We start from the raw sequence: 22314 nt of genomic DNA, 5'->3' as shown, positions 1-22314 counted from the left end.
AAAAATGCTGCCGTGAAAAACCGCCTGACTCTTGATCCGTCCGCGTTTCCTACGGACGTGACGCTGCGCCTGTCGACACATGGCTGGCTGCAGCGTTGCGCCTGGGCCAGCGGCATGGGCTTCAGCCTGCTGGCCAGCACCGCCGCGGCGGCGCCGTTCGGCAGTGCCCAGTACTTCCAGAGTCGCGGCGTCACGGCCGCCAATCCCGGCGCACCGGTGCCGACCTCGCGAGTCGATCCGGTCACTGGCGTCACCGTGGCCACGCCGCAGCAGGCGCTGATCCGCGCCAATCGCTCGATCGCCAATCTCAGCCGCGCGGCCGAAGCGCTGGCCAGCGCCCAGGCGGCGCAGACCGCAGCGCGGCAGCTGGCGCTGATCGCGCCGAGCGATGTGCCCAATGGTCTGGCAGCCGGCGGCCTGCAGGTCGCGGTGTCGGCGATGAACCAGCTGTCGACGTGCGCGGCAACCAACAGCTGCGCCTGGCAGAACGCCAATCTGCCGGTGCAGACCAGCACGGGCGCGCAGACCACGGTCACCGTCCAGCAGACCGCGAAGAAAGCGATCCTGAGCTGGGATTCGTTCAACATCGGCCGTGAAACGACGCTGAATTTCGATCAGCGTGCCGGCACCCAGGCCGACGGCAGCAATGACTGGATCGCCCTGAACCGGGTCAGCGCCAATGCTTCGCCGAGCCGCATCCTCGGCCAGATCAAGGCCGATGGCTCGGTCTATCTGATCAACCCGAACGGCGTCATCTTCGGCGGCAGCAGCCAGGTCAACGTGCACTCGCTGCTGGTCTCGAGTCTGCCGTTGTATCTGACCACCCGGCAGACCACGCTGCGGCCGGGCGACGACGATACCGCCTACCTGGCCGAATCGAATCGCCGCTTTCTGGAAACCGGCCTGACCTCGACCAGCACCGGTACTGCCAACGGCAACATCCTGGGCCTGAATTCAGGTCAGAACGTGCAGGCCGGCGCGCTGCCCGGCGACATCACGGTCGAGGCCGGCGCCAGCATCGCCACCAATGCCCTCGGCTACTCGCTGATCGCCGCGCCGAATGTCAGCAATGCCGGCACCATCACCGCCGTCGAAGGCCAGGTGATCGTTGCCGCCGGCGTCGGCGTCGGTCTGCGCAACAGCAATACCGGCGCGTTGCTGCTGAACCCGGTGCTGACCGGTCAGGTCGTCGATGGAAGCCCGACACCCGCTGCAACCGGCAAGCTCGTCAACAGCGGCCTGATCCAGTCCCGACGTGGCGATCTGAGCCTGCTGGGGCACGACATCGACCAGCAGGGCGTGCTGATCGCGACGACCAGCGTTACCCGCGCCGGCAGCATCAGCCTGAACGCGCTCGATCAGCAATCGCTCGACGCCGCCGACATCGTGCGCCCGGGCACGTTGCGGCTGTCCGGCAACTCGGTGACCGCGCTGCTGCCCGACGCCAACGGTGAAACCACCACCTCGAGCGCTGCGGCCGATCGCGTGTTCCAGGTCGGCACCGCCAATCTGCGCGCCGGCTCGATCACCCTGGACCGCGGCTCGCTGATCGAAGCGCCTGGCCAGAACGTGCAGCTGGCGGCGCTGACCGGAGCGCTGGAAGCCGGCGCTGTTTCCGGCCGTGTCTATCTCGAAGACGGTTCGATCATCGATGTCTCCGGCCTCGCCGACGTGCAGCTGGCGATGGCAGTCAACCTGATCAGCATCAATCGCCTCGGCCTCAACGAACTGGCCGACTCGCCGCTGCAGCGCCTCGGCGTGCTGTTCGGTGCGCCGATCACCGTCGACAGCCGGGTTACCGGCACCCGCGACGATGGCACCAGCTATGTCGGCACGCCGGTCGCCAATGTCGGCGGCTTCGTCGATGCCCGGCCGCGCGGCATTTCCGAACTGCTGCAGAACGGCGGCGCGCTGACCCTGGCCGGTGCTGAAGTGGTGACCCGCGCCGGCTCGTCGCAGAATCTCGACGGCGGCTATCTGCACTATCTCGGCGGCATCATCGAGACCACCCGCCTGCTCGCTGCCAACGGCGCGGTGATCGACATCGCCGACGCCGATCCGAGCCTCAAGTACATCGGCATCGCTGGCCGTTTCGATGACGAACATCCGCGCTGGAACGTCACCAACACCTATACCAATCCGCTGATCGCCAGCGTCGGCGCGCGCTACGAGAGCGACTATCTCAAGGGCGGCAACGCCGGCACCCTGAACGTGTTTGCCAGCCAGGCAGCCGTGCTCGATGGCGACATCTCGGCACAGGCCTATGCCGGCCGCCATCAGGTCGCCGATGCGCGGATGCCGAGCGGTGGTCGCTTCAACGCGGGCGCCGGCGCCGGCAATGCGCTGATCGACAGCGTCGACTCCGGGCGCAGTTATCTGATCACCGACAGCGCGGCCGATCTCGGCACGCTGGTTCCCGGTTTCGATGCGAGCACGGCGCTGCCGGTCTCGATGTCTGCCGCCAGCGACACCGGCAACCTGCAGAACTGGATCGCGATACCCGCCGCCGAACTTGCGGCAGCTGGTTTCAGCACCATCAACATCGCTGCCGATACGCCAGCGGGTCAGGGCTTCGGCGGCGAGATTGTGGTCGCCGATGCGCTGCGCGTGCAGCCGGGCGGCAGCATCAGCCTGACCGGTTCGCGGGTCACGGTGCTGGCCGATCTGGTCGCCACTGCCGGCAGCATCAATGTCACCGCGACCGGCAATACCGACATCGCCGGCACCAGCCTGCGACCGGAAGGTACGGCGGTAACGCCGATCAGCGGCGATGTCGTGATCGGCGACGGCGTGCAGCTGTCGACGCGAGGCCAGTGGATCAACGATGCGCTCAAGGGCGAAGACGCCATCGCTGGCGGCGCGTTCGTCAATGGCGGCAGCATCAGCCTCGGCACCCTGCAGGCGTCGCTGCTGCAAGGCGCTGGCAGCGCCACCTGTCCGGACAACGCCTGCTTCGTCGACAACACCGGCTCGATCCTGCTCGGCAGCGGCAGCCTGCTCGACGTCTCCAGCGGCGGCCGGGTACTGCCTTCGGGCGCGCTGGCCAAGAGCAATGGCATCGTCCGCGGCCGCGGCGGCAGCATCGCGCTGGAAACCTATCGGCTGTCCGGCGGCGAAGAGTTCGGCACCACCAACGGCCTGGAGCTGCCAACCACGGCAGCGCTGCCAACCGCCGGCCGCATCGTCTTCGGCGGCGAACTGCTGGCCTATGGCTTCTCCGGTGGCGGCACCTTGAGCCTGCGCGCACTCGGTTTCCACATCGGCAACAACGACACGCCAGCGAACGCCTGGGACACCGTGCTGCCGGCCGACTTCTTCACCGGCCAGGGCTTCGGCAGCTACCGGCTGATCGCCGAGTACGACGCAACGATCACCGCCGGCACGGTGCTCAAGCCGCAGCAGTTCAATTTCATCCCGGACGAAGCAGCACTGCTGGCCGCGCAGACCGGCATCGATCTCTACGATCCGGCCTACACCCGCATCGGCGCGCTCGATGATTTCCATCGCCAGGCAACCAACTTCGAGCTGTATGCCGGCGATTACCTGAACTGGCGCGGTGCGGGCACGCCGGCACCGTTGCCCGACTACTCCGCAGCCGGCGTCACCGGCACCGTGCTGCTCGACCGCGATGCCGCGATCCTTGCCGACGCGCGCGCCGTGGTGACCCTGGGCTCGAATCATCAGGTGACCGTGCTCGGCAACATCGTCGCCCACGGCGGCGCGATCACCCTGACGGCGGACACCGCGCGTGGTGGCTACGCCCAGGTGCCGGGCCGCATCGATTTCCCTTACATCGACGGCAGCAAATCGGTTTTCCTCGGCGCCGGCAGTCTGCTCGACGCTTCCGGCACGACCTTGCTCGATCCGTTCCAGCAGCCGATCGAGGGCGCTGACGGCAGCCCGACGACGCCGCGCACCGGCAGCGTGCTGGCCGGCGGCAGCGTCACCCTGAGCAACGACACCGGCTACGTGATCGCGCTCGGCGCGGACGGCCAGGCTGACGGTTCGGGCGGTGCGCGCGGTGCCCGCATCGACGTCTCCGGCACCGCTGCCGTGCTCGATCTGCGCTCCGATGCCAGCGGCAACGGCTACCTCGCGACCACCGTTGCCAGCGATGCCGGCAGCATCCGCATCGGCGCCGGTGCGGGGCTGTACTTCGATGGCAAGCTGCTGGCACAGGCGGGTGGCGGCGGTGCGCGCGGCGGCAGCTTGAGTCTGGCGACGTTATTGCCGACCGCCCCGGTGACCAATCTGACCGCCGCCGGCCAGGGCTATATCGGTGCCACGCGGCTGGTGCTGCGCGAGAAGCCGATCGCGATGCCGGCCGGCGCGCTGGCGCCGGGCATGACCGTCGAAGCCGATCTGCCGGCACCATCCGGTGTGCTCTATTTCGGCGTCGATCGTCTCGATGGTTCGGGCATCGATTCCTTGCTGCTCGGCGTCGACCCGAGCCTGAACAATGTCAGCACGCCGCGCAGCATCGTCTTCGCCAACAACCTGACCCTGAACCTGGGCCGGTCGATCATCGCCAACGCCTCGAACTTCGTCGGCCAGTCCGGCAGCGATGGCCTGTCTTCGGTGAGCTTGAATGCGCCTTACGTGGCGCTGCACGGCTATGCCAACACCGGCGACTACGGCGATACGACGGCGCTGCCGGCGTCAGCGCCTGGCGTGCAGCTGACCGTCAATGCCGCGAACATCGATCTCGGTGGCCAGTTCAACCTGCGCGGCTTCGGCGAGACCCGCTTCAACGCCAGCGGCGATATCCGCCTGCTGACGCCGGCGCAGTTCGATTTCTACCGCAACGTCATCGCCAACCCCGGTGCCGCGACCGCGGTGCCCGGCGCGCTGTTCAGCGCTGGCAATCTGACGTTCCAGGCCGCCCAGCTTTATCCGGCGACCGGCAACAGCTTCATCATCAGCGCCGTGGGCGCCGAAGGCTTCGTCGACGGCATCTCGACCGGCCGCGCCGACACCACGATCCGCTTCCTCGGCAACGAGGCTTCCAGGACAGTGGCGACGCCGCTGTCGGCTGGCGGCAGCCTGCTGGTCAACGCCACGGTCATCGAGCAGTCCGGCACCCTGCGCGCGCCCGGCGGCCAGATCCAGCTTGGCGTCGCCGATCCCTTCGATCCGGCTGCGCTGACGCTGTTCAGCTTCCCGGCCAGCAACAGCAAGGGCGACCCGATCACCGCCCAGGTGCCGCTGGTTGCAACCCGCTCGGTGCGCCTGGCCAGCGGCAGCATCACCTCGGTATCGCTGGACGGTCTGATCGTCCCTTACGGCCGTACCGTCGATGGCCTGAACTACAGCTACAACGCGGCGGCGAATACCGACTTCGCCAACCAGCTGGTTGCACCGCTACTCGCTGCGCCGCCGGAAAAACGCCTGGCGATCAGCGCGGCGGCAGTGACGCTCGATAGCGGCGCCACGGTCAATCTGGCCGGCGGTGGCGATCTGCAGGCGGCGGAATTCGTCGCCGGCACCGGCGGCTCGCGCGACGTGCTGTCGCGGACCAACACCAGCTACGCGAGCGGCACCGCGCAAGCCGTACCGCTGTACGCCGATGGCCGGGCGATCTACGCGATCATCCCCGGCTATAGCGGCGCAGCGGCCTACGACCCGGCGCTGGTCGCCGGCAATCCGCTGATCGGCCAGCAGGTCTATCTAAGCGGCATCGACGGCCTCGCCGCCGGCATCTACACCTTGTTGCCGGGTCAGTACGCGGCCGTGCCGGGCGCCTTCCGCGTCGTCCAGGACACCCGCGCGCTGGACAGCCTGGCCACCGAGAACACCCGGCTCGCCGACGGCACCCTGCTGGTCGCCGGCCGTTATGTCGACCAGTACAGCGGCGCCCAGGACAGCCGCAGCACGGCGTTCTTCGTGCAATCGATGGACACCTGGCGGCAGTACTCCGAATACAGCTTCACCAGCGCCAACCAGTTCTTCACCGACGCCGCCGCACGCAATGGCAAGGCGACACCGCGCCGGCCGGTCGATGCCGGTCAGCTGGTGCTGGCAGCCACGCAGACGCTGAGCCTCGGCGCGACCTTGAACACCGCCGCCGGCATTGGCGCCGACGGCGTCAGCGGTGCCGGCGGACTGGTCGATATCGCGTCGCAGCGTCTGCAGGTCAGCGCCGCGGGCGGTGTTGCGCTCGAGGGCTATGTGCAACTGGTCGCCGGTGATCTGAGCGCGCTCGGCGCGTCGAGCTTGTTGATCGGCGGCAGCCGCAGCCGCACCGACGAAGGCGATCGCATCGCCGTGCTCGCCGACAGCGTCATCATCGACAACGGCAGCGAAGCATTGAGCGCGCCGGAAATCATCGTCGTTGCAGGTGCCGGCCTGACGGGCGGCAGTGGCGACACCGCGAACGCCGGCATCGTCGTCGCCGATGGCGCCACGATCCGCGCCAACGGCAGCTTGCCGGCCGCCTCCGCCGTCGGCCTGCTGATCGGCTCAGCCGCCGATGGCGATCTGCCAGCCGTCAGCGGCGATGGCGCGCTGCTCCGGCTGTCGAATGCGGGTGCCGTCACAGTCACTCGCAGCAATGTCGGCCGAGTGCCGGTCGGCACGCTGAACATCGGCGCGGGCGCCAGCCTGTCGGCCGATCTCGCGGCGGCCGGAAAGACCGCTACCGGTTCGGTGACCCTGGATTCCTCGGGCCGCACGGAAGTCGATGCCAATGCGCGTTTCAGCGCCGCCGCGATCGACGCCAATGCCGGCTTGGTCAGCTTCCTCGGCGATGGCGCGGCGCTGCCGGAAATCGACAGCGGCTTCGTCGTCGGCAGCGGCACCCTGGCCCAGTTCGCGGCCTCGCGGCAGGTCACCCTGCGCAGCCGCAGCGCGATCAACTTCATCGGCAATGTCAGCGCCGCGCTCGACGGCGGCCTGGCTCTGAGCGCCGGCAGCTTCAGCAGCGATGGCGGCACGGTCGCCCTGAAGGCGGCGAGCTTGAGCTTCTCGAACGATCTCGGCGCAACGGTGCCAGCGGCCGTCGCCGGCTCGGGCTTGCTGAAGCTCAATGCCGAGGAAATCGTCTTCGGCGCCGGCAGCAAATCACTCTCGGGTTTTGCCTCGGTCGATGCTACGGCAAACAAGGGCGTGCGCCTGCAGGGTGTCGGCAACTTCGATTTCGGCAACACGCCAGTGAATCTGGCGACGCCACTGCTGATCGCCGAGACCGGCGCCGACAACCGTCTGGCAACAACGGGCGCGCTGAACCTGGTCGGCATCGCGGGCGCCACGGCGCTGACGGCGGCGCCGGTCGGTGGCTCGGGCAGCCTGGTTGGCGGTTCGGTGAGCATCGATACCGCCTTGCAGGCGCTCGGCGGCAAGCTCGATGTGCAGGCCACCGGCGGCGATCTGCTGATCGGCAGCAATGCGCGGCTGTCAGTGCGCGGCGCGACCAAGACCATTATCGACGTCACCACCTACGCCCAGGCCGGCACGCTGAGCCTGAGTGCCGACACCGGCGGCGTGCAGGTGAGCAGCGGCGCGCAGCTTGATTTCGGCGCAGCCGACGACGGCCGCAATCGCGGTGGCGATGCTGGCGCGCTGAACATCAGCGCCGCGGGCATCCTGCAGCTCGACGGCAGCCTGCGCGGCGGTGCCAGCGCGGGCTTCCTCGGCGGCAGCTTCTCGCTCGACAGCGGCAGTGCCGTGGCGCTCGATGCGCTGGCGAGCGGCCTCGCCAACAGCGGCGTCGATCGCGCGATCACGGTCCGCAGCCGCAGCGGCAATCTCGAACTCGGCGCTGGCAGCACGCTGCGCGCGGCCAGCGTCTCGCTGACTGCCGATGGCGGGACCGGCAGCCTGGACAGCAGCAACGGCAACGTCCGGATCGTCGGCACCATCGACGCCTCCGGCGACAAGGGCGGCGACATCCGCCTGTACGGCCGCAGCGGCGTCGATGTCGAAGGCCGCCTGATCGCCACCGGCAGCCGCAGCGACAAGCGCGGCGGCACGGTCGCGATCGGCACCTCGGGCAGCGGCGACGGCACGTTGAACGCGGCCTACGGCTATCAGAACGTCAGCGCAGCAAGCTCCGGAACGATCACCCTCGGCAGCGGCGCGCTGATCGACCTGCGCGGCGGCACTGCCGGCGGCTTGTCCAATGGCGCTTTGAGCCTGCGCGCACCGCTGCTGTCCGATGGTGATGTCGGCATCAACGTACTGCCGGCTGCGCAGATCCTCGGCGCCCGCGACATTTCGCTGGAAGCCTATGCGACCTGGAGCTCTACCGACGCTGGCACCGACGCCAGCACCGGCACGCACCACTTCGACGGCATCATCGACGCCGCCGGCGACTACAGCCCGACCGGCGCCTTCCTGTTCGCGACCCAGCCGCGCAACACCAATCACAGCGGCTTCTATATCGACACCCTGCAGGGCTACGTGCAGGCGCCGGGCTTCAGCTTCGAACCGCGCTTTGCCGGCCTGAGCAACGTCGTCGTGCGGCCGGGCATCGAACTGGTCAACCCGAACGCGGCGGTCAACGGTGGCGACATCCAGATCGCCAGCAACTGGAACCTCGCGGCCGGCACGGTCGACAACAACGGCAAGCTGAACCTCGCCTATCGCTACAGAGGCCAGGTCGCGCCGGCACTGACCCTGCGCGCGGCCGGCGATCTCGATGTCTTCGCCAGCCTCAGCGACGGCTTCTTCCAGTACAACAATCCGGTCGATATCGACGGCTCGGGGCCAGACAACTCGGCCTCGCCGGACTCGACCTTCGGCAATCCGCTGCCGATGTCGGCGGCAGCGCTGTTCGGTGTACAGACCGCCGCCGATGGCAGCCGCTATTTCGCCGATTCGAGCAGCTATCGCCTGGTCGCCGGTGCCGATGTCGGCAGCGTCGATCCACTGCGGGTGGCGGGCACGGCAGAACGCGCGGCAGCGGGTATCGGCAACCTCGATCCGCGGACGGGCACCAGCCAGGAAGCCGGCAGCCTGAGCCTCGATTTCCACGTCAGCGGCTTCGTGCCGATCCGCAACCGACGCGGCGATATCTCCGGCTTCGCCAACGTCGTCGAAGGCACGATGATCCGCACCGGCACCGGCAGCATCGACATCGGCGCCGCACTCGATGTCGCGATCCGCGACACCACCGCGCCCGGCGTCATCTACACCGCTGGCCGGCGTTCGATCAACGACATCGCAACACCGTCCAGCGCCGTTGCCTATACGCGCGGCAGCGGCCTGCCGGCGGTGCTGGTCAATTCGATGACCAACCCGGAAGCGGCGGGCGACATCAGCATCAATGCCGGACGCGACATCCGCGGCATCCAGCAGGTCGGCGACGACGAAGAGCGCAGCGGCAATTTCCGCAACAACCTGAGCCAGTACTGGTGGCCGTGGCTGCAGCGCGACTGCATCTTCACCGGCATCTGCACGGCACCCGCCGCCGGCTCGTCGCTGAACTACAGCAACTTCGCGCAGGGCGTGCTCAGTGCCGGCGGCGACATCACGGTGAGCGCCGAGCGCGACATCGCCGACCTGTCGGTATCGGCACCGATCACCACACGCATCGACGACAGCGGCGCCAATCGCCGCAGCAGCATGATTGGCGGTGGCGACATCGAGATCACCGCCGGACGCGATCTGCTCAGCGGCGCCTACTACGTTGGCAACGGCAGCGGTCGCCTGCGTGCCGGCCGCGCCATCGCCAGCGATCTGAGCAACGGCGACGGTGCCGCGATCGCCACCTTGCTGGCGGTACAGGACGGAGGCTTCAAGGTCAGCGCGGCCGGCAATGTGGCGATCGGCGGCGTCTTCAATCCGAGCTATCTGTTCGCCAATTTCGACGGCGAGGCCTATGCCACCGATGCCTCGGTGAGCATCGTCAGCAGTGCCGGCGATATCAGCTTCAGCCGCACCCTGGGCCAATTCGGCTATGGCAGCGGCTTGTCCCTGGCCGCCGCCTATCAGTACGTCACGGTACCGACCCTGGAACTGTTCGCGCCGAACGGCGGCATCAGCCTCAGCGCCGGTGACGGCATGGAGCTGTATCCATCGGCCATCGGCTCCTTGAGCCTGATCGCCGAAGGCCGGGTGCAACTATTCAACGCGAGCGGCACGGCAAACGCATTCTTCGGCTTGATCGACGCGCCGGCCAGCCTGCTGCCGACCGCCTTGAATCCCTTGTCGGCCCTGAACAGCAACAACTCGGTGCGGCTGCCGAGCCTGATCGGCAACGATGTCAACGCCGCGTTCCGCTTCCATACGCAGACGCCGCTGCACGCGACGGACGCCGAGCCGGTGCGCATCTACAGCTCCAGCAGCGACATCATCAACGGCAACGACGTCGGCGCCGGCACCTTGCTGATCTCGGTCGACAAGCCGGCACTGATTCTGGCCGGGCGCGACATCGTCGATCTGAGCTTCATCGGCCAGAACCTGTACGCATCCGATGTGACCCTGATCCGTGCCGGCCGCGATCTCTACAACACACCGCTGCGGCCCGGCCGCTCGGTGCCGTTCATCGAACTCGGCGGCCCCGGCACCTTGGCGCTCGAAGGCGGACGCGACATCGGCCCGCTGAGCTCGGCCAATGACGCCGCGACCCTGGGCCTGCTGCCGCCGGGCACGCTGCGCTACCCCGGCGTGCGCACGGTGGGCAACGTCAACAACGCCTATCTCGACCGCGCCGGCGCCAACATCACGGTCAGCTTCGGCATTGCGCCCGGCGTGGCGCTGGACAAGTTCGCGACGACTTATCTCGATCCGGCGATCAGCCATTCCGACAGCGACATCGCCGACCCGATCGGCACCCGCAGCTACAGCGCCGAGCTGATCGCCTTCGTGCAGCAGATCGATGCCGACAATGCCGTTCGCAGCGGCCAGCCGGCACCAGCTGAAAGCCTGACGCCGGAAGCGGCCTACGCCCGTTTCGAAGCACTGCCGGACGTGCAGCGCAGCCAGCTGATCCAGACCGTGCTGCTCGACATCCTCGATCGCACCGGCCTCGACTACAACAAGCTGCCGCGCGGCCTTGCCGATCCGCAGACCGCCAGCAACAGCCTCTATGCCGGCCAGTACGGCCGCGGCTTCGCGGCGGTGGAGATGCTGTTCCCGGGCCAGTCCGGCTACACGCAGAACGATCTTTCCGGCGGCTTCAACGGCTCGCTGAGCCCGATCGCCACCGGCAACTTCGACCTGCGCGGCACCAGCGTGCAGACCCAGCGCGGCGGCGATATCTCGATCCTCGGGCCGGGCGGCAATGTGCTGGTCGGCAGCGTCTCGGCGCCGCCGCTGGTGGCGGCGACCGCGTTCTCGGCCAGCATCGGCCCGAACAATCAGGGCCTGCTGACCTTGCAGAAGGGCTCGATCGACATCTTCACCGATCGCAGCGTGCTGCTGGCGCAGAGCCGCATCTTCACCGAGCAGGGCGGCGACGTGCTGATCTGGAGTTCCAACGGCGACATCAACGCCGGCCGCGGTGCTCGCACGGCGACCGAAATTCCGCCGCCGGAATTCCTTTGCGACGTCGATCACTTCTGTCTGGTCAACGCCGAATCGCAGGTCAGCGGTGCCGGCATCGCAGTGCTGCAGACCCGGCCGGGCGATCCGACCGGCACGGCCAATCTTGTCGCGCCAACCGGTACCGTCGACGCCGGTGACGCTGGCATCCGCGTCTCCGGCTCGCTGAACGTGGCCGCCAACGCGGTGGCCAACGCCGGCAACATCTCGACCGGCGGCGGCTCCACCGGCGTGCCGACCGGTGCAGTGAACGTGTCCGCGGTGGCCGCCGGTTCGGCCGTCAGCGCAGCGGTCAACCAGAGTGCCGATGGCCTCGCCGGCGGCCGTCCACAGCAGACGGCGGCGAATCAGATCACCGTCGAAGTGCTCGGTTTCGGCGGCGGCAGCGGTGATGAAAGCGACGAGGAAGAGCGGCGCAAGCGGCGGCAATAACCGTCGCTCCGCGCCGACGACAGCGGGCACCGGCAAGCGTCGAATCGATAGTTGGCAAATGTCTTAAATCCGTAAAGGAATTGCCAACATCGATCTCTACCCTGATGCGGCTTGAGACCAGATTTCCGGCCTCATTCGTCCGCTTCGCCATTTTCTTTCCTCGCCATTCAAAGCTTCGTCATCCATTCAGGAGAAGGGTATGTCCTTCAAAATTAAGGCCGCCGGTTCTGCCGCGCTCGCCGCGTTGTTCGTGTCATCCGCTGCACTCGCCCAGACCGCTGCCCCGAGCGCCGTGCTGTACGGCGGCGGCGCGACTCTGCCGGCCACCGCCTACAACGGCGGCAACATCTACGACGTGACGCCGACCGCTCGCCTCAGCGCGCCGAACGGTGCACTGAACGCCGGCTTCACCTTCGTGCCGGTCGAATCGACCTCGCTGTTCGGCGCCTACAAGGCCTCGCCGCCAGCCCGTGGCACGACCTCGCGTCCGGACACCTCGTACTGCGCCACCGGCTCCGGCCAGGGTCGTCGTACCTTCATCGGCCAGACCGGCACCGGCACCGCCGGCGGTTCGAGCGGCAACAACTTTGCCGACGGCATCTGCCGTGACTACGGCCCGACCGCTCCGGCCGGCTTCTCGGCTCCGGCCGGTCAGCGCGCGCCGCATTTCGCGGCCACCGATCAGCCGCTGAGCGCTGGCGAACTGTCGACGTTCACCACCAACTACGGCACCAGCCGCACGGCCGCCGTGCAGTTCCCGACGATTGCTGGCGCGATCGCCGTGACCTTCAAGAACAACGACATCCCGCCGGCCCGCGTTGTCGTGTTCACCGAATCGCAGGTCTGCCAGATCTTCTCCGGCGCGATCAGCAACTGGAGCCAGCTCGGCTTCCCGTCGAAGGCGATCAAGGTCGTCTACCGTTCGGATGGCTCGGGCACCTCGTTCGCGATGTCGAACCATCTGTCGGCGGTCTGCCCGACGGCAGTGCCGAACGCGGTCGCTGGCTTCTCGACCCAGGGCACCTTCGTCTCGGCGTTCCCGGGCGGCACGGCTCCGGCCGGTTCGATCGCTTCTTCCGGCAACCCGGGCGTGACCAACTCGATCGCCGCCAACGACGGCGCGATCGGCTACGCCGAACTCTCCGACGGCCTGTCGAAGAACTCGGTCGGTGCCAACGCCGTGGCCTTCGCGACCCTGAAGAAGCAGCCGGATCGCGCCGCCGTCAAGGGCGTGTCGCCGGCCGCGAAGTTCAAGGAGTACAGCCCGCTCACGCTGAAGTCGCCGTACAAGCTGCCGGCCACCGGTGCGCTGTTCGAAGGCGTGGTCGTCGGTCCGAACGACGGCAATGGCCGTCCGACGCTGGTTGCTGCCACCACCCCGGTGCCGGCCTGCCTCAAGATCGTCGATCCGAACGCCTATGCCACCCCGGCACTGAATGCCAAGGGTGACTACGCGGCCTACCCGATCGTCGCCATCACCTACCTGCTCGCCTACAACACGGGCAACGGTGCGGATGCGGCGAACATCGCTGACCTCGTTGCTGCTCCGTTCTACGGCGCGGTGAAGAATGGCACTAGCAGCATCGGCGCCGGCACTGGCTTCGGCTTCCTCGCCGGCATTCCGAACCAGCGCAACTTCATCAAGGGCTGCATCACGCCATAAGCCTGTCGTGATCCAGTCGTGATGATCTCCGGCAGCTGATCGCCGGGACGTGATCGAGGCCCCCGCATCTTCGGATGCGGGGGCTTTTTCGTTTGCGCCCCACAGCGTCACTGCGCTGCGGAGAATCAGGCAATGAACGGGCAGGATCGAGCTACCGGGCTCGGGCGAGCGGCTTCTATCCTGACTGCCTTCAAAGCGTGGAGAACAGGATGAACAAGGTCTGGTTGATCACCGGTGCGGGCAGCGGCATCGGTGCCGAAACGGCGAAGGCAGCGCTGCGGGCGGGTGATCGCGTGGTGGCGACCGGGCGCAAGCTCGACAAGCTGCACAAGGCCCTGCATGACGTGATCAGCGATCGCCTGGCGCTGGTCGAGCTGGACGTGGCCAACGAGGCCCAGGCGCAAGCCGCAGCCGAGCAGGCGGTGCAGCAGTTCGGTCGGATCGATGTGCTGGTCAACAATGCCGGCTACAGCCTGCTCGGCAATTTCGAGGAGCTGAGCCGGGCCGAGATCGAGCAGCAGTTCGCGACCAACTTCTACGGCGCCGCCTTCGTGATGCGCGCCGTGCTGCCGATCATGCGCAAGCAGCGCGCGGGCCGCATCCTCAACATCAGCTCGGTGGCCGGTGTCGCCGGGCTCAAGCACTGCAGCGCCTACAGCGCGACCAAGTTCGCGCTCGAAGGTTTATCGCTGGCCGTGGCTACCGAGGTCGAACCGTTCGGCATCAGGATCACCGTGGTCGAACCCGGCTTCTTCCGCACCGATCTCCTGGCCGAGCAGAACGCCCGCTATCCGATCAAGGCCATCGACGACTACGCCGTCGAAGGCACGGCCAGGGACATGTGGTCGGGCTATGACGGCCAGCAGCAGGGCGATCCCGCCAAGCTCGGTGCAATCTTCGTCGAGCTGGCCGCGATGGCCGATCCGCCGAAGGTTTTCGCCGCCGGCAGCGATGCGCTGGCGATGATCACGCCGGTGCTCGAAGGCAGGCTGCAGGAGTTGCGTGACCACGCAGCCCTTTCCCGGTCGACCGACGGGGCGTTCCAGCAAAACTGAAAGATGAAACCCCGTCATGCCCGCGCAGGCGGGCATCCAGTTTTGGCCGTAGCGCGCCGTATCAGAACTGGATTCCCGCCTGCGCGGGAATGACGGAGTTCGAAGAAAATCCCTGACGATCAGCTTGTAAGGCCGCGACCAGGTGCGGCTTTCTTGGCCCGCGGCTTCGCCGCCGCTTTCCTGGGCGGCTTCGCCAGCGAGCGCTCGGCGAGCCAGTCCGCCGCCGGGCCCCAGACTTCCAGCGGCGCCTTGCTGCCGAGCACCACGCCCATGTGGCCACCGGTGGCGATGCGCCAGGACTTGTCCCGGGTCGGAAGGATGTCGACGATCTTTCTGGCGATCGAAGGCGCGACGATGCTGTCGCGATTGCCGGCGAAGATCAGAGCGGAGGCCTTGATCTTGCCGAGCTCGGCGATGCGCGTGTCGATGCGGATGCTGCCCTTGGCCAGCTCGTTGTCGATCGCCATGCGCAGCACCATGTCGCGCACCACGCCGCCGGGATAGATCAGCATCTTGTTCAGGTAGTTCGAGGTCGTCGAATGCGATTCGACGAATTCGCGATCCCAGAGCCGGGTCAGCAGATCCCAGTAGGTGGTGACGCTGGCGACCGGGCTGGTCATCTTGAAGCCGAGCGCGAGCAGCCAGCCGGGGATCGTCAGCCGCGTCGGGTCAACGCCCATCAGGCGAAAATCGCTGTACTTGCGGACCAGCCGCGCCGGCGCATCGAGCGCGCCGGCAAGACCGGCGACGACACCGCCGCCACGCAGATCGATCGGGCTGGCCACGGTGACCAGATTGCGGATCTTCGGGTCCAGGGTCAGGCCGGCGTGCATCAGGCTGAGCAGGCCGCCCATGCACCAGCCGAACAGCGAAACCTCCTGCGAGCCGGAGTGCTTGCGGATCGCGGCCAGCGCGGTGCTCATCATGGTGTCGACGTAATCGACCAGTCCCAGCGAGGCGTGCGCCGGCGTCGGCCGGCCCCAGTCGATCAGATAGGTGCGGAAGCCGCGCGCCGCCATGTAGCGGGCCAGCGAGCGCTGCGGCATCAGATCGAAAGTGTCTGCGGTAACGCCCAGCGGCGGCACCAGCACCAGCGGTACCGCATAGGGCTGACGCACCACCGGCAGGCGGCTGCCATCGGGCAGCTCGATGCTGTCCTCGTCCGGCGGGCCGTAGTAGCGCACCGACATCAGCTCGCTGTCGTGGATCAGGCTGAACCAGGTCTTGCCGGACTGGATCAGGCGATCGCGGCGGAACAGCCAGTCGAAGCCGTTGGCGACGGTGCCGGCGATCCGGCCATTGAGCTGCAGCACGCCGCGCCGCGGCGCCGCGGGCAGATGTTCGTCGATCTCGATATCGGCCATCGCCGTTCTCCTGCCTCAGACCGCGGTGGCGCGATCCATGAACCGCTTCATCAGACGCAGGTAGATGCCCTGCTGCAAATGCAGCACATGATTGCCCGGAAACCAGTGCAACTGCGAACCGCGCCAGTGCCGGTGCAGCAGATTGACCAGACTCGGCGAAGTGAAGCGATCGCCGGCACCGCCGATGATCAGCAGCCGCTCGCGATCGATCAGCGGCTGCCAGCTCAGCGGGCTGTGCAGCGCCATGCCGTGGCGCATCTCGCCGATGCCGAAGCCATGACGCCGATCGAGGAAACGCAGGATCGGACCGATCGGCTGCCATTGCAGCGCCATGTCGATCGGCACCACCAGCGGCGAGTTCGGAATCGCGAACGCGAGGCGCGGATCGACCGAGGCCAGCAGCGCGCTCAGATAGCCGCCGAGGCTCAGGCCGGAAACGCCGACGCTCGGCACGCCGGACGCGAGCAGATGATCGATGAAGATGCGGATGTCGTGGATCGCCTGCAGCATCGCTTCATTGGCGTGCGCCATGCCGCCGGCGAAGTAGCCGTAGCCGCTGAAGGGATGCCAGCGTTCGGAGCGCGCGCCGTGGAACGGCAGCGTCATCATCAGGATGTCGTAGCCCTTGCGCCACAGCCAGGGCAGCGCGAACGCGGTGCCGTTGATCCGGTAGCTGTCGAGCGTGTAGCCGTGCAGCCAGATCAGCGTCTTGCGCGGCCCATCCGGGTGATGGAGGTGCAGCGCCCGCGCCCGGCGATTGCGGCCGGATTGCGCGTAGGACGCTTGCAGCGCGGGGTTCAAGGTCTGGAACGGGCTGTCGAAGGCCAGATGCCGCACCGGAATGCCGGATGGCCGCCAATCGAAGCGGCCTGCCGGCGTTTCCTCGATCGTCACCGGCGCTGACGGGCGCGCGAAGATCGCGTCGCGATCATCACGATCGGCATACGGCTGATACCAGCGCAGCGCCTCGCGCTGCTGCGCGACACCGGCACTGCGCGCCAGCCCCGGCACCATCGCTGCCGATACCAGGGTGCCGAGGCCGGTGCGCAGCAGGCGATCGAGACCGGCCGAACCACGCACTTTCAGGCGGTGCTCGAGGTCGATCTCGGTCGCTTCTGTCAGACGGTAGTAGTCATGCGGCAGCGACTCCCACCAGCGCCCGGCTTCGCTCATGACGCGCTTACAGCGTGCGCGCGATCAGTTCCTTCATGATCTCGTTGGTGCCGCCGTAGATGCGCTGCGCGCGGGCATCGATCCAGGCGCGGGCAATCGGATACTCGAGCATGTAGCCGTAGCCGCCGTGCAGCTGCAGGCACTGGTCGATGACCTTGCCCATCAGGTCCGAGCACCAGTACTTGGCGGTCGCCGCGTCGTCGACGCCGAGCTTCTTGTTCAGCACCAGCTCGATGCAGCGATCGACATAGACGCGGCCGATTGCCAGCTCGGCCTTCATCTCGGCCAGCTTGAAACGGGTGTTCTGGAAGCTGGCCACGGTCTTGCCGAACACCTTGCGATTGCGGGTGTATTCCAAGGTGTGCTTGAGCGCGGCTTCGGCACCGGCGATCGAGGTGATGGCGATCATCAAGCGTTCCCAGGCCAGCTCCTGCATCAGCATCACGAAGCCCATGCCTTCGCGGCCGAGCACGTTCTTCTTCGGCACCCGCACGTCCTTGAAGAACAGCTCGCAGGTGTCCTGCGCATGCATGCCGATCTTCTTCAGCGGCTTGCCCTTGGTGAAGCCCTCGCGTGAGGCTTCGACCATGATCAGCGAGATGTCCTTCGAGCCTTCGCCGCTGTTGCCGGTCTTGGCGACGACGATCGCCATGTCGCACAGATAGCCGTTGGTGATGAAGATCTTGGAGCCGTTGATGATGTAGTCATCACCATCGGACACCGCCGTGGTCTTGACGCCCTGCAGATCGGAACCGGTGCCCGGCTCGGTCATCGCGATCGCGGTGACCACTTCGCCAGAGGCCATCTTCGGCAGCCATTCGAGCTTCTGCTCCTTGCTGCCGAAGTTGTTGACGTAGTGCGCGACGATGTCCGAATGCAGCGAGTAGCCGGTGCCGGCATCGCCTGCGTAGGACTGCTCTTCCATCAGGATCACGCTGTACAGGCGATCGCCACCGGCGCCACCGAACTCTTCCGGAATCGCCGTGCACAGGAAACCGAGCTCGCCGGCGCGGTTCCAGGCCTTGCGATCGATGTGCTGCTGCGCATCCCACTCTTCGCGATGGGGCACGATTTCTTCGGCGTAGAAGCGACGCACGCTGTTGCGGAAATCTTCGTGTTCAGCGGAAAACAGGGTACGGGGAATCATCGACGGCTCCGGCTCGGCAACGGCATTGAAGGGGCAGGACCAGACGCCTGGACGGGTAATCCAAGTTACATACAGTCTGGACTGTTTTATATGAACTCACAGCGCCCTTGATGCTGTCAATGCTCAAGCCGCGAATCGCCCAAGAATCGGCAAAAAATCGGGGTCAGATACAGATTACAAACGGTCGTTGCCGATCTATCGTGCCGGCACGGCACCGGTCGCCGCCACCGCCCAGACCTGGCCGAGACGATCCTGGACAACCAGCGCCAGTCGCTCGCCGCGTTCGTCCGACTTCAGGGTTTCGCGCAGGTCCAGCGGCTCATTGCGCCAATCACCGAGCTTGCGCAGCGAGCGCACCACGTTCGGATAGACGATGCGTCGGCCGCCGTTCTCGCCCCTGGCGATGTCGGTGCTCCGCTCGGCATCGAAGCTCAGCAGCCAGACCTCGCCGGCGGCGTCATCGGCTTCGGTTTTGCCGACCGTCAGCCGCAAGCCTGCGCCATCCCGAACGATCTGCGCCGGCACCGATCGCTGCGCCTTGCGCGCGGAGTCGATGCCGTCCTCGGCGGCACCACGCCGCGAGCCGACCAGCGCGGTATCGCCATCGATCACCAGTTGCGGCGTGTAGACCTGCCAGCCCTGCCGCCGCGCATAGCCTTGCTGGCGCGCGGTGAACTGCGGGCTGGCGAACGGGTCGGCCCAGCCGAGGTAGTCCCAGTAATCGACGTGAAAACCCAGTGCCAGAACATCGCTGCGGCCGGCAAGTTCGCGCAGCACGGCATCGGCCGGCGGGCAGGACGAGCAGCCCTGCGAGGTGAACAGTTCGACCAGCACCGGCCGCGCCGTGGCGCTTGATTCAGCGGCTTGCAGCCGTGGCAGGGGCGCGAGCGCCAGGGATGAGATCAGCGCCGTGCTGGCGCAACGCAGCCAGGGCCGGGCCGCTGGCTTGTTCGGGGACTCGTTCATGTCGGGATTTCGCTGGCAGCTTCAGGAAGCCCAGCCTGACGCGATGCACGGCGCCGAACGATGCCGCGGCGTCCGGATTTCGGTGTCGATCCGACGGAATCTAAGGCTGCGTGCTGTGCTTCTGCGTTTCCCAGGCACGCGCTTCCGTCAGCACCGCATCGAAGGCCTCGGCCTTGCTCAGCAGGCTGGCCTTGGCGGCCGCTGGCAGCGGCTTCTCGTGGCCGTCCTTGTCTTCCGGCATCTCGCCCTTGCGCACCGCGCGCAGGATCCGCTTGATCTCGCCGGCCGCATGCGCTGGCGTCTGCAGCAGCACCAGGTGCTGCATCTTGTTCGGATTGTTCGGCACGTGGCATTTGTCGCATTCGCCGTTGCGCATCTCCAGCGCCAGTGCCTGATAGGCCGTTTCGATGGTCGCCAGATGCGGGTTGTCGTGGCTGTACAGGCCGTCGAACACGGTGACCTGCGGCTGCGTGCGGCCGTCGGCATCGGTCCACAGCCACTTGCCGTCGAACGCGGCAGCCTCGCTCGTCGCCTCGGCCAGCAGTGCTTCGCTGACGGTGCCGGGGATGAACTGGGCGACCCTGATCTTGCCGGTCGCCGGCTTCAGCCAGAACACCAGCGCCGCGGCGGACTGATACGAACTCCACTTGGTCTTGTCGTGCCAGAACGGATACGGAAACTGCCCCGGCGGCAGGCGATTGCGGAACGCCACCGGAAGCGTCGCCTTGTACGACTGCTCGGCTTCGTCGAACTCGACCACCGCGGTGCCGGCGAACATGAACAGCGGCGCGTACAGGCCGGCGTAGACGTCCGGCGCGAACTGGGTCAGCGGCGTGTCCTTCAGTGGCTTGCCGCGGGCCCGGCCCCAGAGCAGCTCGTCGGGCAGGTCGCGACGCAGCAGCGAATCCCCGAACAGCGCCTGCCGGCAGCGATCGAACGCGGCCTGATCTTCGGGTGCGGCGATCGGGCACAGGTGGCCCAGTTCTTCGGCGAGCGCGCTGTACTGCGTCTGCAGACGGTTCAGCCGCGCCTCGCGGGTTTCCATCGTGGCGACCAGCCCGACGACCAGCCCGGCCACCGCCAGCACCGCGATCAACACAGTTCGTTTCTTGTTCAACGGCGTCACTCGGGAGCAATGTCCGGGGTCGCAGATTATCGACCAAGCCCGCGTCCGCGACGAGAGCGCCGCGCGGCCGCAGCGATGTCCGGCAACTGTGGCAGGCTCATCTCATCTGCAGCCTTGTCGAAGAACCATGAACCGCAACCTCAAGCGAAACCTGCTGCTGGTCACTGCCCTGCTCGCCACCGCCGCGTCGGCGCTGGCCGTGATGACGAATCCGTTCTGGAACGGCGCGCTGGCGGTGTTCTCGGCGTTCTCGATCATCGGCGCGATCGACTTCCTGTACCGCTATCCAACCGTCAATCGCTACCTGCCCTATCTGGCCATCCTGCTGGCGGCCGGCAGCTTCGCCGTGGTCGGCGCGATGGACCATTACTGGGTGCCGCTGTTCGCGACCTTCTCGGTGCTGGCCCTGGTCGGCACGCTCGATCTGTTCCAGCAGCGTCACAGCCTGTGGCGCAATTACCCGCTGATCTCGCGAGTGCGCTGGGCGATCGAAGCGGTGCGCCCGGAACTGCGGCAGTACCTGTTCGAGAGCGACAGCGATGGCCGGCCGTTCTCGCGGGAGGAACGTGCGCTGGTCTACCAGCGGGCCAAGGGCGCAATCGACTCCCATCCGTTCGGCACCGAACTGGATGTCTACAGCGAAGGCTACGAGTGGATCGCCCATTCGATCGCACCACGCCCGAAACCGGCGGGCGATCTGCGCGTGACCATCGGCGGCGATCACTGCACGCAACCGTACTCGGCCTCGGTGTTCAACATCTCGGCGATGAGCTTCGGCTCGCTGTCCTCCAACGCCATTCGCGCGCTGAACCGCGGCGCCAAGGCCGGCAGCTTCTATCACGACACCGGCGAAGGCGGCGTGTCGCGCTACCACCGCGAGTTCGGCGGCGATCTGGTCTGGGAACTCGGTAGCGGCTACTTCGGCTGCCGCGCTGACGACGGCCGTTTCGATCCGGAGAAATTCCGCGAAACCGCCAGCCTCGAACAGATCCGGATGATCGAGATCAAGCTGTCGCAAGGCGCCAAGCCCGGCCACGGCGGCGTGCTGCCCGGCACGAAGGTGACCGAGGAAATCGCCGAAGCGCGTGGCGTGCCGATCGGCCAGGACTGCGTTTCACCCTCGGCGCACAGCGCTTTCGACAGCCCGATCGGCCTGATGAAATTCGTCGCCGAACTGCGCGAGCTTTCCGGTGGCAAACCGGTCGGCTTCAAGCTGTGCATCGGCGATCCGACCGAGTTCATGGCAATCGCCAAGGCGATGCTCGAAACCGGCATCACGCCGGATTTCATCGTCGTCGACGGCGCCGAGGGTGGTACCGGCGCGGCACCGCTGGAGTTGTCGAACCACGTCGGCATGCCGCTGCGCGAAGGCTTGATCCTGGTGCAGAACGTGTTGGTCGGCACCGGCCTGCGCGAGCGTCTGCATCTCGGCGCTGCCGGCAAGGTCACCTCCGGCTACGGACTGGCCGCCAACCTCGCCCTCGGTGCCGACTGGTGCAACGCGGCGCGCGGTTTCATGTTCGCGCTCGGCTGCGTGCAGTCGCTGTCCTGCCATACCGATCGCTGCCCGACCGGCGTCGCCACCCAAGACCCCAAACGCGCCCGTGGCCTGGTGGTGCCGGACAAGGCCGACCGCGTCGCCAGCTTCCATCGGCACACCGTCGATGCACTGGCCGAGATCGTAGCCGCGGCCGGCTTGTCGCATCCCGAAGATCTGGAGCCGGAGCACTTGTGGCAGAGAGTCGGATCGAATCAGGTCTGCAGCGCGGCCGACTGCTACGAATTCCTGGCGCCTGGCGCGCTGCTTGGCACCCCGCCCGAGCGCTGGCAGAAGCGCTGGAACGCCGCTCGCGCTGACCGTTTCGGCTTGACTGCCTGACGCCAGGCCATGGCTTCCGAGCCGATCT

General features: G+C 67.1%; 9 protein-coding genes. 4 read left to right on the top strand and 5 right to left on the bottom strand.

Annotated elements, in window-relative coordinates; translation table 11 throughout:
* Window positions 1–12: 12 nt before the first annotated feature.
* The 3 genes from G513_RS24190 (at window position 13) to G513_RS0119295 (ending at window position 14631) form a co-directional block, all read left to right on the top strand.
* Entirely contained in the window at window positions 13–11913 is an 11901-nt protein-coding gene (locus G513_RS24190; protein WP_156891810.1) for a filamentous hemagglutinin family protein, read from the top strand.
* 199 nt (window positions 11914–12112) lie between these two features.
* A complete protein-coding gene (locus tag G513_RS0119300; protein ID WP_022978506.1) occupies window positions 12113–13576 on the top strand; it encodes a substrate-binding domain-containing protein in 1464 nt (487 codons plus the stop codon).
* Window positions 13577–13785: 209 nt separating this feature from the next.
* Window positions 13786–14631 (top strand): SDR family oxidoreductase, encoded by an 846-nt coding sequence (locus G513_RS0119295; RefSeq protein WP_022978505.1) that lies wholly within the window; start codon window positions 13786–13788, stop codon window positions 14629–14631.
* Between the two features lie 119 nt (window positions 14632–14750).
* On the opposite strand, the gene G513_RS24185 is transcribed toward G513_RS0119295, so the two are convergent.
* The 5 genes from G513_RS24185 to G513_RS0119270 form a co-directional block, all read right to left on the bottom strand.
* Window positions 14751–15995, bottom strand: a complete 1245-nt coding sequence (locus G513_RS24185; RefSeq protein WP_022978504.1) for an alpha/beta fold hydrolase — start codon at window positions 15993–15995, stop codon at window positions 14751–14753.
* A gap of 15 nt (window positions 15996–16010) precedes the next feature.
* Window positions 16011–17168 carry an alpha/beta hydrolase family protein gene (locus tag G513_RS0119285; protein WP_022978503.1) on the bottom strand — a complete coding sequence of 386 codons (1158 nt, stop codon included), beginning with the start codon at window positions 17166–17168 and terminating at the stop codon, window positions 16011–16013.
* A gap of 7 nt (window positions 17169–17175) precedes the next feature.
* Complete coding sequence (locus G513_RS0119280; RefSeq protein ID WP_022978502.1) at window positions 17176–18315, bottom strand: acyl-CoA dehydrogenase family protein; 1140 nt, start codon at window positions 18313–18315, stop codon at window positions 17176–17178.
* Window positions 18316–18510: 195 nt separating this feature from the next.
* A complete protein-coding gene (locus G513_RS24180) occupies window positions 18511–19281 on the bottom strand; it encodes a DUF1223 domain-containing protein (RefSeq protein ID WP_022978501.1) in 771 nt (256 codons plus the stop codon).
* Window positions 19282–19381: 100 nt separating this feature from the next.
* A complete protein-coding gene (locus tag G513_RS0119270; protein ID WP_051144512.1) occupies window positions 19382–20398 on the bottom strand; it encodes a hypothetical protein in 1017 nt (338 codons plus the stop codon).
* A gap of 136 nt (window positions 20399–20534) precedes the next feature.
* On the opposite strand from G513_RS0119270, the gene G513_RS0119265 reads away from it, so the two are divergent.
* Entirely contained in the window at window positions 20535–22286 is a 1752-nt protein-coding gene (locus G513_RS0119265) for an FMN-binding glutamate synthase family protein (RefSeq protein ID WP_022978500.1), read from the top strand.
* Window positions 22287–22314 lie beyond the last annotated feature (28 nt).

This window comes from Nevskia ramosa DSM 11499 (assembly GCF_000420645.1).
Taxonomy (GTDB): domain Bacteria; phylum Pseudomonadota; class Gammaproteobacteria; order Nevskiales; family Nevskiaceae; genus Nevskia; species Nevskia ramosa.
This window is presented reverse-complemented; position numbering and strand designations above follow the sequence as displayed.

What these genes read in the sequence shown, in the direction of transcription:
- G513_RS0119300 (WP_022978506.1), top strand. Translation starts at nt 12,113, where the DNA reads ATGTCCTTCAAAATTAAGGCCGCCGGTTCTGCCGCGCTCGCCGCGTTG.
- G513_RS0119295 (WP_022978505.1), top strand. Translation starts at nt 13,786, where the DNA reads ATGAACAAGGTCTGGTTGATCACCGGTGCGGGCAGCGGCATCGGTGCC.
- G513_RS24185 (WP_022978504.1), bottom strand. Translation starts at nt 15,995, where the DNA reads ATGGCCGATATCGAGATCGACGAACATCTGCCCGCGGCGCCGCGGCGC.
- G513_RS0119285 (WP_022978503.1), bottom strand. Translation starts at nt 17,168, where the DNA reads ATGAGCGAAGCCGGGCGCTGGTGGGAGTCGCTGCCGCATGACTACTAC.
- G513_RS0119280 (WP_022978502.1), bottom strand. Translation starts at nt 18,315, where the DNA reads ATGATTCCCCGTACCCTGTTTTCCGCTGAACACGAAGATTTCCGCAAC.
- G513_RS24180 (WP_022978501.1), bottom strand. Translation starts at nt 19,281, where the DNA reads ATGAACGAGTCCCCGAACAAGCCAGCGGCCCGGCCCTGGCTGCGTTGC.
- G513_RS0119265 (WP_022978500.1), top strand. Translation starts at nt 20,535, where the DNA reads ATGAACCGCAACCTCAAGCGAAACCTGCTGCTGGTCACTGCCCTGCTC.